The sequence below is a fragment of the Streptomyces sp. LaBMicrA B280 genome (genome assembly GCF_049222185.1).
Lineage (GTDB): Bacteria > Actinomycetota > Actinomycetes > Streptomycetales > Streptomycetaceae > Streptomyces > Streptomyces murinus.
Map to the genome: position 1 here is coordinate 423381 of NZ_JBMJCT010000011.1, position 15603 is coordinate 438983.

Sequence of the window (15603 nt, forward strand, 5' to 3'; positions counted from 1 at the left end):
TACCGGTTCATTTGGGAAGCCGGAAACGGACGCGTACGGGGCACAACGTGGGAGCGTGGGGTTCGCACCGCCGGTTCTGCCGCCGGGCCCCCGGACAACGACCCCCAGAAGTACGTATACGAGAGGGAACCCTGATGCGGGACGCGTACCACGAGGAACTGGACTCGATCGGCGACGGTCTGGTGGAGATGGCCCGGCTGGTCGGCTCGGCGATCGGACGCGCCACGACCGCCATGCTGGACGCCGATCTCAAGCTCGCCGAGAGCGTGATCGAGGCGGACCAGAAGGTCGACGAGCTCCAGCACGACCTGGAGGCCCGGGCGATAGCCCTGCTGGCGCGGCAGCAGCCGGTGGCGACGGACCTGCGCATCGTCGTCACGTCGCTGCGCATGTCGGCCGACCTGGAGCGCTCAGGCGACCTCGCCCAGCACGTGGCGAAGCTGACCCGGCTGCGCTTCCCGCAGCGTGCCGTCCCGCAGGACCTGCACGCGACCATCCTGGAGATGGGCCAGCTCGCGCAGCGCCTGATGGCGAAGGCCGCCGAGGTCATCGTGACCAAGGACGTCGACCTCGCGCTCCAGCTGGAGCAGGACGACGACGAGATGGACCTGCTGCACCGCACCCTCTTCCAGCACCTCATCGACGATCGCTGGAAGCACGGCATCGAGACGGCCGTCGATGTCACCCTGCTCGGCCGCTACTACGAGCGCTACGCCGACCACGCGGTCGCCGTCGCCAAGCGGGTGGTGTACCTGGTGACCGGTGAGCACGCGGACGAGATCCAGTCGGACATCCAGCCGGTGACGGGGGTGGAGGGCGCGTAGCCCCGGCCGGGCGGGGGGCGGATCTGGTCGGGGGGCCGGGCCGTCCCGGTGCCGGGTGCTGGGGCGGGCCCACGGGTGGTGCGGCAAGCCCGAAGCCGCGGACCCGGCAGTTGGGCTCCGACGGCCGAGGGACAAGTACGACGCCTCCGTGCGCCGTTGATGCGCCCGGTCGGTTGGGCATGAAATGGGTGAGGGCATGCCTGCCCCGGCAACTAGGCCCCGGCGTCTAGGAGGGACCCATGACCGACTCCCCCAGCACCACCCCCGACCCCACGCAGGAGCGCGAGACCGAGCAGCCCGCCAAGATCAGGGGGCTGCCGCTGATCGCCGCGTGCGGCTGTGGCTCCGGCTGCGGCTGCGGCTGCCAGTCGGGCGCGCCCTGCCAGTGCGGCTGACGGCGAACCCGTCGTACGACCGTCACCGGGGCCGGTGCGAACTCCCTTCGCACCGGCCCCGCTTGTACGACGGCGACGCCCGGCCTGAACGACGATCGCACTCGCCGCACCGGCCCCGCGTGCCACGCCGTACTCGCTGTTGGCCTCCTCCTCTGATCACCGGGGACGCGTAAGGGGGCGCACGTGGGATTCAAGCGGCTGTTCGGGATCGGGGACCCGGACGAGACGATCGAGGCGGACACGGTGGTCCAGGGGCCGATGTATCCGGGCGGCACCGTGAAGGGCGAGATCCTGCTCAGGGGCGGGGCACGTGACACGCACATCGAGGGCATCCAACTGCGCTTCGTCATCCGGGCCTTGCGGGCCGGCGGCGAGGAGCGCGAGTACGCCTTCACCACCTGCGGTGCCAGTCGCTCGGACTTCACCCTGCGCAAGGGCGCCGAGGAACGGCTCACCTTCTCCGAACGGCTCTCCTGGGAGACACCGGTGACCGAACTGGGCGGACGGGCCCTGGGCGTGGTCGTCTCGGTGGAGAGCCGACTCCGGCGCGAGTGGGGCGACGACGGCATCGAGATCGACAACGACCTGCTGCACATCTCGGCCCTGCCGCTGCACGAGGCCGTCCTGGACGCCTTCGCGGAGGAGGGCTACTACTGCGACTCCTCGCACATCGCCGACGACTCCATCCCGGGCGCGGAGCAGCACCACTACCACCACCAGTGCTTCGTCCTCACGGACCGGGCACCGGGCCCCGGCCGGCCGGACCAGCTGGAGGTCGTCTTCCAGACGAACGTCGTCGGGGCCCTGGTCCACGTCCGACGCGCCGCACCCGACGTACACGGCTGGAACCGCAAACCCCCGGCCCGCCACTTCCCCGCCGCCCACCACGAGGTCGGCCACGTCGGCTGGCACCCGCGGATACGCAAGGTCCTGGAGGAACTCGCACTCCTGGACAACGGCTGAGTCCAGGCCGACGACGTGACGCCGCCCGGCCGCTACGTCCGCCTGAACCCGTGACTCCGCTCCACCTTCGCCACGTGCAGCGTGTACCGCTCGTACCACTCGGCCCGCCCGCGCTCCTGCGCCGCCCGGTGCTCGGCGTCGTCCCGCCACTGCGCGAGGGCGTCCGTGTCACGGAAGTACGCGACGGTGATGGACAGCCCGCCGGGAGTCCGCGCGTGGTCCGCCCCCAGGTACCCGGGGACGTCCTTCACCAAGTCTTCCATGCGCGCGTTGGTCTCGCCGTAGCCGCTCCGGTCCTCGGTCGGGATCGCGGTGAACACGGCGACGTAGTACGGCGGTTCGAAGGCCTCGACCGGCGCGACAGCCACCTCTGATTGATCACTCATGACGTCACTGTGCGTCAGCCCCGCCCCAACGATCCAGCGTCTTTCCCGAACGGGATCCCTCAGGGATCCGTCTCTTTGCCAAACCTGCGCCGGGCGTCCGCTCGAAAGCCGAGCCGAGCGACGGCCGTCCGCCTCGCCGGTCCCTCGCCGGCCCTTCGCACGCCCTCCTTCGTCGTGCCCGCCGGCCACGACGTCCTCCGGCCCCGGGGCTGGGGCCGCTCCGGTGCACCGGCCGCGCGGGATCCGGCCGGCCTGGTCCCGTCGCCGCCACGAAGCCGAGCGCTGTCCTCGGCCCGCCGGGCGATTCGTCGGGCCGTGACTCTCCTCGGGCCGTGGAGCCGTCGAGCCGTCGGCCCGCCGTGGCGCCCGTGGCGCCCGGGGCGCCGTACAGGGCCGCCCGGGTTCTCAGCCGGAGCCGGAACCGCCCGCCGCCCTGGCCGCGGAGCGGCGGTACTCGGCGTTGATGCGCTGTGCTTCCTCGAGCTGGTCCTCAAGGATGACGATGCGGCAGGCGGCCTCGATCGGGGTTCCCTTGTCGACGAGTTCGCGAGCGCGCGCGGCGATCCGCAGCTGGTAGCGGGAGTACCGGCGGTGTCCCCCCTCCGAGCGGAGGGGAGTGATCAGCCGGGCCTCGCCGATGGCCCGGAGGAAGGCTGGGGTGGTGCCGAGCATCTCCGCTGCCCGGCCCATCGTGTATGCGGGGTAGTCGTCGTCGTCCAGACGATCATTCAGTGGGTTGTCCGATGTCATGTCACCTCGCTGTGCAACGCGTCGAGGGGCCCTGGTGCCGTACGGCACCAGGGCCCCGAAGGAAATTCAACACCATCTGCCGGCACTACTGCGGTGCCGACCTTCTCTTTTCCGCTACCCGGCCCGACAGGGCGGAGCGGGGGATCGCAGCTGCGTGACCGGGGACCACCATCCATTCCGGGGTCTTGCGGTACCCGGACCGAGTGCCTCTCGGACCGGGCGATCCTGATGGTGTCTGCTCCTCCTCTTCTCTCTCTTCTCTCCGAACCAACCACTGTGTGTGAACCGGTACCGCTGTCGGCGGCTCCTCGACCCGCGAGCCACCCAGTGCGGCCCCCAGCCTCGTCGCCGCTCTGGCAACACCTTGGCTTCGAGGCTCGGGAGCCGCACCGACTTGCGTACTTCGTCTTCAGCCACCCGCCAGTTCATGTCTGGCCGGTCTCGCTCGACCATCTCTACGGGAAGAAGCCTACCCACGCCTGAGAAAAAATGTCTACTGGCAACTATAGATTTCACTCTCCGAGTGGAGCAGGAGTTCCCGTGGCCGGCTCTCGCCCCCGGGCCGGGTCCGCCTCCTGGCGTACCCGCGCGCGGCCCTACCGGGCCACGGGGATACCGGCCCGGCCGCGGCGAGGCGCCCACGCATCTGCACTTCCCTCTCGCCCGGATCCTGCAAGGCAGCCTCGGGCTCCCGGAGACGGGCGGGATGTACCGGGTCGCGATCAAGGACGTCAGCGCGTGGACCGTGGGCGACCTCAGCTACTCCGACCACTGAGCCGCCGCCCGCGCCCCCTCCTCCCGTAGCCGTAAGCGGGGCCTCCGAGGAGTGCGGGCGCGGGCTTCCTGACGTACTCGTCCCCGCCTACTGATCCGCCTTGCCCCGATCGGCCCGTTCCGTCTTCTCCCGCTCATTCCCCTGTAAGGCGTCATGCGCTGTGTCATCGCCCGGTATCCGGGCGTGAGCGGCCCCTCCCCGCTCCGAGCGGGCCGTACCCGCCGACCCCCTCGGCGTGGCCGCCGGGCGAGGGCGGCGCTTCGGTGAGGACGTCGCGGACCGAAGAAGGGGTCACCGCGAGGTCCCGTTACCGCCGGGGACGGGTCTGAGGTCGGACCAAGTCCTTTCTTCCGGATCTTGTCGGGGTCGCGGGACGGCGACGAGGCACCGTCGGCCGGAGCCGGCCTGATCCGAGAGACCGGAGCCGACCGGACCTTGGAAGAAGGGCCCTAAGCGGCCGAGTTGCCGCCCCGCGCCCGACCGCCCACGGCCCGGTCCTGGCCGGTGCGGCCCCGGCGGCCCCGGGACGGCGAGGACGTACGACGGGGGCGTTCCACGGCCGGTGCGGCGATGACCACCGGGACTCCGGAGGGTGCCTGCGCGCCCGTGATGCGGCTCAGTTCCGCCTCGCCGGAGCGGACCGCCGTGATGCGCGGGGTGATACCGGCCGACGCCATCAGCCGGGTGATGTCGCGGCGCTGGCCGGGCGTCACGAGGGTGACGACGCTGCCGGACTCACCGGCGCGGGCCGTACGGCCGCCGCGGTGCAGATAGTCCTTGTGGTCGCTCGGCGGATCCACGTTGACGACCAGGTCGAGGCTGTCGACGTGGATGCCGCGGGCCGCGACGTTGGTGGCCACCAGGACGGTGACGTGTCCGTCCTTGAACTGGGCGAGGGTCCGGGTGCGCTGCGGCTGGGTCCTGCCACCGTGCAGGGCCGCGGCGCGGACACCGCTGTCCAGCAGGTGCCTGGTCAGCCGGTCCACGGCGTGCTTGGTGTCCAGGAACATGATGACCCGGCCGTCCCTGGCCGCGATCTCGGTGGTCGTGCGGTGCTTGTCGGCGTCGTGCACATGGAGCACGTGGTGCTCCATGGTGGTGACGGCACCGGCCGACGGGTCGACGGAGTGGACCACCGGATCGGTCAGGTAGCGGCGGACCAGCAGGTCGACGTTGCGGTCCAGGGTGGCCGAGAAAAGCAACCGCTGGCCCTCCCGGCGTACCAGGTCGAGCAGGGCGGTGACCTGGGGCATGAAGCCCATGTCGGTCATCTGGTCGGCCTCGTCCAGAACCGTGATGCCGACGTCGTCGAGCCGGCAGTCGCCCCGCTCGACGAGGTCACGGAGCCGACCGGGCGTCGCGACCACCACCTCCGCGCCACCGCGCAGGGCACCGGCCTGCCTGCCGATGGACATGCCGCCGACGACGGTGGCGAGCCGCAGCCGCACCGAGCGGGCGTAGGGCGCGAGGGCGTCGGTGACCTGCTGGGCCAGCTCTCGGGTGGGCACGAGGATCAGGGCCAGTGGCCGCCGCGGCTCGGCGCGCCGCCCGGCCGTACGGGCCAGTACCGCCAGGCCGAAGGCCAGGGTCTTGCCCGATCCGGTGCGACCGCGACCGAGTACGTCACGGCCGGCCAGGGAGTTCGGCAGGGTCGCCGCCTGGATCGGGAACGGCACGGTCACACCCTCGTGGGCGAGCGTGGTCAGCAGTGGTGCCGGCATGGCGAGATCGGCGAACGACTCGACGGCGGGCAGCGCGGGCGTGTCCGTCTTCGGCGGCGCGAATTCGCCTTGCGCGGGTTGCCGTTTTCCGTAACCGCCGGAGCGGCGCGGAACACGGGAACGGTCCTCGCCGGAACGTCCGTCGAAGCGGTCGTATGTGCGAGCGTTGCGTAGGTGAGTGGAACGTGTGCGACTGGAGCGCGTGCGGTTCATTCGGAACCTTCCTCGATGGGCACGTATCAAGGAATTTCCGCAGCGGAATGAGCGGCGCAGAGAGTCGCGAGAACGGGCCGGAAAAGCCGGGTCGGACAACCCGGAAAACAAAGCGAGCTGGGGCCCGCACCCCAAGGTGCGGGCCCCAGCTGCGAAGTACGCGTCAGAAGTACGCGTCAGTGGCGCATCGTCAGGCGGGAACGATGTTCTCGGCCGTCGGGCCCTTCTGGCCCTGCGCGATGTCGAACGACACCTTCTGGCCCTCCTGGAGCTCGCGGAAGCCCTGGGTGGCGATGTTCGAGTAGTGGGCGAAGACGTCGGGGCCGCCGCCGTCCTGCTCGATGAAGCCGAAGCCCTTTTCCGCGTTGAACCACTTCACGGTGCCGGTAGCCATTTGTTCTCCTTCGGGACGGTGTCAGGAACACGCCCTGTGCGTATTCCGTGTCGCCGTGATGATCGGCCGTCGGAAAAACCTTCTGGCAACCACACCTGCAACTGATGACGACGGTAGCACGTCGAAGCCGACCCTGCCGGGTGCATAATTTCGCGCCGACTCCGATCACAGGAATAGTCACCGTGTGCCGTGCCGATTTCTTATGTCGCGACCATAGATATTGTCCTCGGGGGTGCCGCATGAAAATTCCCGCAGCCTGAGCCCGGGCAGTGCTCGCGCGGTCGCGGTACGACTTCTGCGGAGGGCTTCCGCGGCAGGCTTCCGTGGCGGGCTCCGCCAGGCCCGCGGCAGGTCAGGCCGTTCGGTTCACTGACCGCAGGCGCATTCGGCGGCCGTGGGGACGGTTTCCTCGGCGACCTGGCCGGTGCGGCAGCCGTCGCCGGGCGCGTCCGGGTCGGCGCTCCTGCCGAGGGTGTCGGCGCCGGCCTTCACGACGTACACCTCCCACGGCTCCTTGCCGGGGCCGTGCACCCACACCTTGTCCTGGAGGGCGTAGCGGCAGGAGGTGTCGTTCTCCTCGAACGTGGCGAGACCGGCCGCCTTGAGCCGGTCGGTGGCGGCGGTGACCTCCCCGGTGGATCCGACCTCGACGCCGAGGTGGTCGAGGCGGGTCTCCTCGCCGGGCTCGCCCTGGAGGAGGACGAGCTTGAGCGGCGCTCGGCTGGTTCTACCTGTCCGTACTGCCCGGCTGGCTGGGCCTGCCCCGGACCGACCTCGACGTGTCGACATGGCAGATCGCCCGCAGCGTCCTCATCTTCCTCGGCATCCCCCTGGCCGTCGGCTACCTCACCCGCCGGATCGGCGAGCGGACCAAGGGCCGTACCTGGTACGAGTCCCGACTCCTCCCCCGCATCGGCCCCTTCGCCCTCTACGGCCTCCTCTTCACAGTCGTCCTCCTCTTCGCCCTGCAAGGCGACGCCATCACCTCACGCCCCCTGGACGTCGCCCGCATCGCGTTGCCGCTGCTGGTCTACTTCGCCGTCATGTGGGCGGGCTCGATGTTTTTGGCCCGTGCCATCGACCTGGACTATCCCCGCGCCACGACGCTGGCCTTCACCGCCGCGGGCAACAACTTCGAGCTGGCCATCGCCGTCGCGATCGCCACCTTCGGCGCCTCCTCCGGCCAGGCCCTCGCCGGTGTCGTCGGCCCCCTGATCGAGGTACCGGCCCTGATCGCCCTCGTCCACGTCGCGCTGCGCACCCGCCGCCACTTCACCGCTCAGGAAGCCCCCACCCATGCCTGACCTGCCTCCGTCCTCTTCGTCTGCGTCCACAACGCAGGCCGCTCCCGGATGGCCGCCGCCTTCCTCACCCACCTCGCGGGCGACCACGTCCAGGTCCGCTCGGCCGGCTCCGCCCCCGCCGACATGGTCAACCCGGCCGTCGTAGCGGCGATGGTGGAGTCGGGCATCGACATCTCCGCCGAGATCCCGAAGATCCTCACCGCCGAAGCCGTCCGGTCCTCCGACGTGGTCATCACCATGGGCTGCGGCGACACCTGCCCCCGGTCTTCCCGGGCAAGCGCTACCTCGACTGGCAACTCCCGGGCCCTGCCGGCCAGGGCGTCACCGCGGTGCGCCCGATCCGCGACGAGATCGAACGCCGGGTACGGGACTTGCTCGCCGAGCTCACGCAGACGTCGTAACGGCGCTTCCGGGACCTACGCCCGCCCGCTTGTACCCGTGACTCCGCTCCACCTTCGCCACGTGCAGCGTGTAGCTCCGGTACCACTCGGCCCGCCCGCGCTCCTGCGCCGCACGGTGCTCGGCATTGCTCCGCCACTGGGTGAGGGCGTCCGCGTCACGGAAGTACCCGACGGTGATGGACAACCCACCAGGAGTCTGCGCGTGATCCGCCCCGAGATACCCGGGGACCTCCTTCACCAGGTCCTCCATGCGCGCGTTGGTCTCGCCGTAGCCACTGCGGTCGTCGGTCGGCACCGCGGTGAACACTGCGACGTAGTACGGCGGTTCGAAGGCCTCGACAGGCGCGACAGCCACCTCTGATTGATCACTCATGACGTCACTGTGCGTCAGCCCTAGCCCAACGATCCAGGGTCTTTCCCGAACGAGATCCATAGGGGAGCCGCCTCTTGACCAAGGAGTCATCCCGCGATGCGGGCGCCCGGACCTTCACCGAGCTGATGCCGTCGGCACAGTCGAGGAAGTTCCGCCAGGCGGCCATGGCACCGTCCACATCGCCTTGGCGGAAGGACAACGGGACAGGGCTCAGGATTCGAACTCCGTCGCAATCCGCCACAGGGGCACGTCGTACTGTTCCGGGCAATTGTCGATGAGCAACTGGCCCAGCTCCTGGCGCTGGTTGCCGCCGAGTCCCAGCGCCTCGGCGATACGACGGAACGTCGTATGGGTGACTCCACGCTTTCGGGCCTCGGCCTCGAACTGGGTGAGCTGGGACAGGATCATCTCTGGGTTCAGCGGCACCGACGGCTGGCCCTTGAGGCGGGCGGACTTGGCGCGTTCATAGTCGATCTCCGAGGAGCCGGTGACTTTCCGGCTGTACACCTCGGCTTCGTCCAGGGTCGCGGTCGTCAGGATGGAGCGGGCGAGGGCGTTGCGGGCCAACGCCTCGTCCAGATCGGCTTCGTGGACCGTAGGCCCCTCGTCGGTCAGTGGTACGGGTAGACCGGCGTCGCGTACCTCGCATGTGCCCCGTACTCCTCGGGCTGTCGCCGCGAGCATTCCCGTCGCTTCTGAGGGGTGCCACTCCAGTACGGAGGAGATCGTCTCCACGTCTCCTGGCGTGAAGGTGTGTACGAGAGGACCCAGCAGGTCGTGGAGGTCGGCTGCGGGAAGTTCGCCGTCCAGGCCGGGGCCCGCGACCAGCAGCCGGACCGGTGCGTTCACCTGGCAGCACGCCGCCAAGGTGAGGGCATCGGCAAGAGGGCTCTTCAGTGTCGGCTCGTCACCTCGGGCGAGGATGTCGCCACCCACGTCCAGGAGGTCGATCGACTCCGGTTCCAAGTGGCGGACCAGCTCTTCGAGTTGGCGGGCGATGCCCTCGGCGCCGTGGTACGGGTCGATCAGGGCGAAGGTATGCGGGAGGTCTGCGGCGAGCCGGGGGAGCGTCGAAGCCGCTGGAGCGAGCGGACGAGCCGTGGCCGGTACCGACCAGGCGGCCGGGGTGAGGGAAACGAGGCCCGTGAAGTCGGCCGCGCCTCTGGGGCCGGGCAGCGGGTCGACCAGGAGGCGGTCCCACGCGTACGTGAAGATCACCGCCCTGCTGTCGTCGCCGTACAGGGCTGCATCGAGCATTGCGGCGGCGACCGCGTCGCCCCCTCCCCCTGCCGCGACGATCAATCGCGTCATACAGCCAGCGTACGAGTTTGAGGGTTGGCCACTCACCCTATAGTGGTAAGAGGCCATAGCCACTTGGACGAGGAGGGGGCATGCCTCAGATTGAAGAGGCCCTGCCGAAGTATCTCCAGATCGCGCACTTCATCCGCGATCAGATCCTTCGCGGGGACCTGCGACCAGGCGACGAGGTCCCCTCGGAGCGACAGCTGGCGGCGGACTGGAAGGTGTCTCGGCCGACCGCAGCCCGCTCGCTCGAAGCGCTGAGTCATCAGGGACTGGTCGAGAAGCGGCAGGGGTCGGGCACGTACGTCCGAAGCCTGGAAGTGAACCGGCGCGCACGCGAGTTGTACGGACGAGCCCGCCAGACAGGGAAGATCTACACGGCCGGTGAGTACGCGGTCATCACGTCGGCCGGCTGGCTCGATGCGCCGGACCACGTCGCCGAGGCGCTGGGGTTGGTCAAGGACCGTCGGGCTGTGCACCGGCGGCGGGTGACCAACAACCAGGACGGCCCCATCACGCTGTCCACCTCGTGGTTCGCGCCGGACATCGGACAGAGGGCCCCGAAGCTCATGGATCCCGCGCGGATTCAGGAGGGCACCCTGATGTACGTCGAGAACGCGACCGGGCGCCAAGGGAGTTACGCGGAAGACCGCATGTGTGCCCGTACCGCGACGGACGAAGAGGCCGCCGACCTTCGACTGGAACCCGGTTCAGCCGTCCTGGTCGTCCATCACGTCGTCTTCGACCTCCAGGACCAACCTCTGGAGTTCGCCGAGGCCACCTACCCGCCGCACCGCTGGGCGTTCGAACAGGGATACCCACTCACCTGACCCGGTGCCAGTTAGCGCGAACCGCTTACGCACCGTAATTGGCCAATGCCACTATCCAGTAAGTGGCTAAGGCCACTTACTGGATAGTGGCAGGGTGCGCTGGTCGGCTGCCTCAAACGGACCGTGCTCATGCCGCTTGGAAGCGACGGTGTCTCGTCCACGACGACACCGGCAGGGAGTGAGCACGCATGACCTACACGATCGACCGCGCCCCCAGCCCGGAGTCGCCGCGGCTCGGAGCGATGACCTTGCACCCGACGCCGGAGTCGGTCTCCCGGGCCCGGCGCTGGTTCTTGAAGTTCATCGCCCCGTACGGCCCGGCCTGCTCGGTCGAGGACTGCGCGCTGATGATCTCCGAACTGGTCACCAACGCCATCGTCTACGGTCGGTCCGACGAAACCTGGTTCGTCCGCGTGGAGTGGTTCCGCGATGGGACCGCGCTGCGGGTCGAGGTGCCGGCCGGACGCCGAGGAGACGCACGGTCGGGACTCCTTCTCGTCGACGCCATCGCCGACTCTTGGCACGTCGGCCTGAGCCCCTTCGGCGGGACGGTGGTCTCCTTCACCGTCGCAGAGGCATGGCCCGACTGACGCGGCATCGAGACGCCTCTAGCCGGGTCCGCATGAAAAACGCCCCTCACTCGCATTGAACGCGCAGGTGAGGGGCGTAATCACCAGAACTGTTTCTTCCCCCTCCGGGCCGTGCCGTGGATCTCAGTGACCAGGGGTTTACCTGCCCAAAAGCGGTGGGATCGTGCACCTGGTGAACGTCGTTGGCTGACATTGGCTGCTGGTGAGCGGCCCCGGGCGGCCCCGCTTCGCTCGACGTCGAGCCGCGTGCGGCTGGCAGCAGGACAGCAAGTCGCGACGCGCGGTCCGCCTCGGGGTTCCCAAGCCCCAAAGCTTGGGAACCCCGAGGAGACAACATCATCCCCGTGGCCTGCGCCAGCGCAGTGCCCAGTCGCAGCCGGGGGTTGCCCACATGACCCTGCGCGGGTCTGGCACAGACTTCTCGTCCCGAAACTACCGGAGGGGCAGTCGTCGAAGGAGTCTCTGCGTTGCTCCGCTCTGGCATCGCGACGCCACAGCACCGGCAGACGAGCGGGGAGGTGAAGCCAGTGGCTGCTGTGTGAGTATCACGGTAGTACTCGTAAACGCAGGCAGGTGTGTCGCACACTGAGCGTACGCCGACCTCGAAGGCGCGCCAGCCGTATCACAAGGAATCCCAATCGGCACGGCAAGCCGTTCGCTGACTAGCGCAGTATTGGCCACACTGGTGGCTCACACCGCAGGGGAGAGGCAACCACCATGGGAACCGTAGGCTTGGAGACCCAGCCGAGCGCGACAACTTACGATCTTGAAGATCTCATCGCCAACGCCTGGTCTGGCAAGGTTCGCGTCCCACACTTCCAGCGGGACTTCCGCTGGGCAACACAGGACGTCCTGCGCCTCTTTGACAGCATTGTCAAGGGCTATCCGATCGGCAGCTTGCTTCTCTGGGTACGCAAGTCACCGGCGCAAACTCTTACGCTCGGTCGTCTCGCTATCGAGGCTCCCGCTTACGAAGACACACTGTGGGTCGTAGACGGCCAGCAGCGCATCACCAGTCTTGCCAATGCTCTACACCCACAGGGCAACATGCATGCTCCATTCAGCGTGTACTACGATCTCGCGGAGCGTCAGTTCATCTCTCAGCCAACCACCCGGGAGCCGCAGCATATCCCGCTGCCCATTCTCTTTGATTTGGAAAAATTGATCGGCTGGTTTGCCGATGAAGGCCGCACTGCGTCCGAGCACTTCAAAGAAGCCCAGCGAGTGGCAAAGGTACTAAGACAGTTCAAGGTACCCGCCTACCTTGTACGGCAAGATGACGAAAGAGTTCTGACTGACATCTTCGACCGAATGAATAATTACGGAAAGAGGCTTAGTCGCGCTGAGATCTTCTCCGCGCTTTTTGCGGGTCCGGAAGAAGGATCACAGAATCGATTGTCGCTGTCCCGGATCGCCGACCGAGTGGCAGATCGTACTGGTTTCGGCACAATTGACACGGACACCATCCTGGCGTCAATCCTGGCTCGACGTGGACCGGACCCGGCTCGAGACATCCGGAACGAGTTCGATCTAGCTGGACGTCGGAGGGCTCCGGAGTTTCCATCAGAGGACCGGGATACCGCCTACGCTCAGGGAGAGGAGGCATTGGTCCGCGCAGTCGAGTTCCTTCAGAACCACGCTGGAGTACCGCATCTCTCTCTGCTCGTATACCGCGCTCTTCTCGTCGTACTGAGCCGTTTCTTTGCACATTTCCCGGAACCCGAGGCGAACACCCTGCGCCTATTGCGCAGACTTTACTGGCGCGTAGCCGTCTCTGGTCCGGCCGTTTTCAAGGGCAGCTTCACGCAGGTCGGCCGCGTGCTTTCAGCTCGAATTAAAAAGGATGACGAACGTGGTTCGATTATGGGGCTGATGGAGGCAATGGCCGAAGCGCAACCTACCGTGCCGAATCCTGAACGGTTCAAGACCAACGAGGCCACGGCGAAAGTTGTCCTAGGCGCCTGGTGGTCTCTTTCCCCTCGCTCGCTGGTCAGCGGAAAACCCTTCGACGCTCAGGACCTCAGTACCCTTCTAGGTGATCAGACAACGGCGGCCACGGTCGCCTACAGGATTTTCCCCCGCGGCCTATCGCCTCAGCAGCAATTGCTCGCCGCCAACCGGCTATTCCTTCCCACTGGTAGTGAACCCGTAGATGAGATCCCTCTGTTGTTGAGTCAACAGCCCGTAGACCTTGACGACGAGACCTGGGACGCGGTGCTGACCTCGCATTGCCTCGACCGCTCTATGACCAAACTCCTCGCACAGGGCGAGCGGGGCCAGTTCTTGTCCCTGCGACAAGAGGCTATCGCAAACCAATTGCGCGACTTTCTTGACCGAATGGCTGAGTGGAGCTACGAAGACACGCCAGCACTGGACTCTCTCGATTTGGACGAATTGGACGATCTGCACGAATGATCAGGATCGACGAGAAATACTACGCAGTCCTGCTTCACGGACGCCGCATCGGAACCCTCTGCCAGAAGGGTGACTACACCCGCTTCATCCTGAATGAATCATATCTAAGCGACACGCAACGCCCCGTGCTCGGCTTGCGATTCGAAGAAAATCTCCGTCTGCCGTACGCTTCTGCACTGCGCCTTCCTAGATGGTTCTCCAACCTTCTTCCCGAAGGGCCGCTGAGAGAATGGGTTGCCCAGGATCGAGGGGTGTCTCTCGATAGAGAAATGGAACTCCTCGCCCAAGTTGGACATGATCTTCCAGGGGCTGTTCAGGTTATGCCGGCTGAGGGCCCAGACGAGCAATGGGAGTGGCCAGATGGAGAAAACCCCGACGTCGCCCGCGGACACGGTGTCATGTCAACAGAATCTCCATGGCGGTTTTCTCTGGCCGGAGTCGCACTAAAGTTTTCCATGCTGGCACAGGGCGACCGGCTCACAGTACCCACTGGGGGCACGCACGGTGACTGGTTGGTAAAGTTTCCGGATTATAGACACCCTAATGTTCCGCGTAATGAATTCGCCATGATGTCACTGGCGGGTAAGGTGGGCATCGAAGTCCCAGATGTACGACTTGTCCACCGTGATGAACTTGACGGAGTGCCATCGCGCATGTGGCCTAATGCCGAGGAGTGGGCCTACGCGGTTCGTCGATTCGACCGACTATCAGATGATCATCGCTCCTCGATTCATATCGAGGATTTCGCCCAGGTTCGCGACAAGTATCCGCAGGCCAAGTATGAGGGGTCATTTGAGACGGTAGCTGCCCTTGCATACCGTGGCCGCGACCTGGCGGCCTTGTCAGAAGCAGTCCGCCGAATCGCATTTTGCGTGATCATCGGCAATGGTGATGCTCACCTGAAGAATTGGTCGCTAATTTATAGGGACCGATGCCTGCCAACACTATCCCCGGCTTACGACCTTGTCTCCACAGCCCCTTACGCGCCGCAAGATGAACCCGAAGACCTCGGCCTTAAATTCGGCGGCAGTAAACAATTCGAGAACGTCAGTCTGGCAACCTTTAAACAGCTACAGAACCGCTTGGAACATCGCCTGGGTCACATCGGTATCAGCTTGGAAGCAATTGCTGCAGGGACTGCAGAGAGCATCCTTTTTCACTGGCCGAATCATGCAGAAGTTCTTGCTACTAATCCAATCCTCAAAGATAGGATCGCAAATTGGATCAGTGAACATGCAGCTACCTTGCTGAGGTCCTCATAGCCCCCACCTACCGCACCGCCGCCAACGCCTTACAACTGGCTTGAGTGGGGCAGCCGATCCCTCCTGCCCCCTCCCACGGCGGACCTTAAACGTGCTCCTGCTCCGTCCGAGCGGGGCCGGGGGTGTGGAAGCGGAGCCTCGCTCTGCCGGCAACTTGCGGGCTGGCGTTCGGACTGTCGCTTTGCGGCGCCGTTCGGAGCGCGGGCCGTAGCAGAGCAGAGGCAAGAGCAGCGGCACGCGGGCCGGACAAGCGCTGCGCTTGCGCGGCGCCTTGAACTGGTGGAGAAAGTTGCAACTCACTCTGTCGATCGGGGCTTGATTTCGTTCGCAGCCGGAAGTTCGGCGCCTGGCGGTGCGCAAGAGGAAGGAAAGCACTGGTCTGATCATCCACGTGATCCGGGTGCTGGCGTGGGTCACTGACACCGTGCACGGTTCCGTCCGTAACGGGGCTCGTCGGGGCTCGATGCGGCCCTCGTACAGCCACCCACGCTTCGTCCGATGCATCAGTATCCGGTGCCGGGGAGATCGTCCGGAGTGCAACCGATACCCAACGGCTTGTCAGCGGTGCCGAGTAGGCGTCGAACGATGCCAGCAGTGCCGCTGCCCGCTGCTGCTCGGCCAGGTCCTCGGTCCAGCAGCACTCACATCAGAAGCCCCCGCTTCACACCTCCCAACCAAGGGCCCGCGTACAGCTCTGCGGTGACC

Annotated in this window: 14 protein-coding genes and 3 pseudogenes; 9 read left to right on the forward strand and 8 right to left on the reverse strand. The window is 66.7% G+C overall.

Annotated features, from left to right (window positions below):
* Positions 1 to 134: 134 nt before the first annotated feature.
* The 3 genes from phoU to ACLF5H_RS12220 all read left to right on the forward strand — a co-directional run bounded on the left by phoU (position 135) and on the right by ACLF5H_RS12220 (position 2182).
* Positions 135 to 824, forward strand: a complete 690-nt coding sequence (phoU, locus tag ACLF5H_RS12210; protein ID WP_145485837.1) for a phosphate signaling complex protein PhoU — start codon at positions 135 to 137, stop codon at positions 822 to 824.
* Positions 825 to 1063: 239 nt separating this feature from the next.
* Positions 1064 to 1219: a hypothetical protein gene (locus ACLF5H_RS12215; protein ID WP_421676078.1), complete on the forward strand. Its 156-nt coding sequence runs from the start codon at positions 1064 to 1066 to the stop codon at positions 1217 to 1219.
* Between the two features lie 183 nt (positions 1220 to 1402).
* Positions 1403 to 2182: a sporulation protein gene (locus ACLF5H_RS12220; protein ID WP_421676079.1), complete on the forward strand. Its 780-nt coding sequence runs from the start codon at positions 1403 to 1405 to the stop codon at positions 2180 to 2182.
* 32 nt (positions 2183 to 2214) lie between these two features.
* Here the strand turns inward: ACLF5H_RS12220 and ACLF5H_RS12225 are convergent, their stop codons facing one another.
* From ACLF5H_RS12225 to ACLF5H_RS12245, 5 genes are all read right to left on the reverse strand, one after another.
* Positions 2215 to 2568: an antibiotic biosynthesis monooxygenase family protein gene (locus ACLF5H_RS12225; RefSeq protein ID WP_421676080.1), complete on the reverse strand. Its 354-nt coding sequence runs from the start codon at positions 2566 to 2568 to the stop codon at positions 2215 to 2217.
* 405 nt (positions 2569 to 2973) lie between these two features.
* Positions 2974 to 3318, reverse strand: coding sequence for a MerR family transcriptional regulator (locus ACLF5H_RS12230; RefSeq protein ID WP_421676081.1), 345 nt, complete (start codon positions 3316 to 3318; stop codon positions 2974 to 2976).
* Between the two features lie 1224 nt (positions 3319 to 4542).
* Positions 4543 to 6027 carry a DEAD/DEAH box helicase gene (locus ACLF5H_RS12235; protein ID WP_421676082.1) on the reverse strand — a complete coding sequence of 495 codons (1485 nt, stop codon included), beginning with the start codon at positions 6025 to 6027 and terminating at the stop codon, positions 4543 to 4545.
* A 190-nt stretch (positions 6028 to 6217) separates the two neighbouring features.
* Positions 6218 to 6421 carry a cold-shock protein gene (locus ACLF5H_RS12240; protein WP_030600152.1) on the reverse strand — a complete coding sequence of 68 codons (204 nt, stop codon included), beginning with the start codon at positions 6419 to 6421 and terminating at the stop codon, positions 6218 to 6220.
* 366 nt (positions 6422 to 6787) lie between these two features.
* The gene (locus ACLF5H_RS12245) at positions 6788 to 7210 is read right to left on the reverse strand and encodes a glyoxalase/bleomycin resistance/dioxygenase family protein (protein ID WP_421676083.1); all 423 of its coding nucleotides are present in this window, start codon (positions 7208 to 7210) and stop codon (positions 6788 to 6790) included.
* Between ACLF5H_RS12245 and ACLF5H_RS12250 the strand changes: the two are divergent.
* Both ACLF5H_RS12250 and ACLF5H_RS12255 read left to right on the forward strand, forming a co-directional pair.
* Positions 7132 to 7725 (forward strand): annotated as a pseudogene (locus tag ACLF5H_RS12250) (arsenic resistance protein); the annotation flags it as partial. The gene ACLF5H_RS12245 and the pseudogene ACLF5H_RS12250 overlap by 79 nt on opposite strands.
* Before the next feature lie 48 nt (positions 7726 to 7773).
* Positions 7774 to 8126 (forward strand): annotated as a pseudogene (locus ACLF5H_RS12255) (phosphotyrosine protein phosphatase).
* On the opposite strand, the gene ACLF5H_RS12260 reads toward ACLF5H_RS12255, so the two are convergent.
* The gene (locus ACLF5H_RS12260; RefSeq protein WP_421676084.1) at positions 8110 to 8499 is read right to left on the reverse strand and encodes an antibiotic biosynthesis monooxygenase family protein; all 390 of its coding nucleotides are present in this window, start codon (positions 8497 to 8499) and stop codon (positions 8110 to 8112) included. The pseudogene ACLF5H_RS12255 and the gene ACLF5H_RS12260 overlap by 17 nt on opposite strands.
* 210 nt (positions 8500 to 8709) lie before the next feature.
* On the reverse strand, positions 8710 to 9810 hold the full coding sequence (locus tag ACLF5H_RS12265; protein WP_421676085.1) for a DUF1152 domain-containing protein: 1101 nt from the start codon (positions 9808 to 9810) through the stop codon (positions 8710 to 8712).
* An 80-nt stretch (positions 9811 to 9890) separates the two neighbouring features.
* Here ACLF5H_RS12265 and ACLF5H_RS12270 point away from each other — a divergent pair, with 80 nt between their 5' ends.
* From ACLF5H_RS12270 to ACLF5H_RS12285, 4 genes are all read left to right on the forward strand, one after another.
* Positions 9891 to 10631 carry a GntR family transcriptional regulator gene (locus ACLF5H_RS12270; RefSeq protein ID WP_421676086.1) on the forward strand — a complete coding sequence of 247 codons (741 nt, stop codon included), beginning with the start codon at positions 9891 to 9893 and terminating at the stop codon, positions 10629 to 10631.
* A gap of 188 nt (positions 10632 to 10819) precedes the next feature.
* Positions 10820 to 11221 (forward strand): ATP-binding protein, encoded by a 402-nt coding sequence (locus ACLF5H_RS12275; protein WP_421676087.1) that lies wholly within the window; start codon positions 10820 to 10822, stop codon positions 11219 to 11221.
* Between the two features lie 732 nt (positions 11222 to 11953).
* Entirely contained in the window at positions 11954 to 13636 is a 1683-nt protein-coding gene (locus tag ACLF5H_RS12280; protein ID WP_421676088.1) for a DUF262 domain-containing protein, read from the forward strand.
* Complete coding sequence (locus ACLF5H_RS12285; RefSeq protein WP_421676089.1) at positions 13633 to 14898, forward strand: type II toxin-antitoxin system HipA family toxin; 1266 nt, start codon at positions 13633 to 13635, stop codon at positions 14896 to 14898. The genes ACLF5H_RS12280 and ACLF5H_RS12285 overlap by 4 nt, the downstream gene beginning before the upstream one ends.
* Positions 14899 to 15194: 296 nt before the next feature.
* Here the strand turns inward: ACLF5H_RS12285 and ACLF5H_RS12290 are convergent.
* A pseudogene (locus tag ACLF5H_RS12290) lies at positions 15195 to 15520 on the reverse strand (hypothetical protein).
* Positions 15521 to 15603 lie beyond the last annotated feature (83 nt).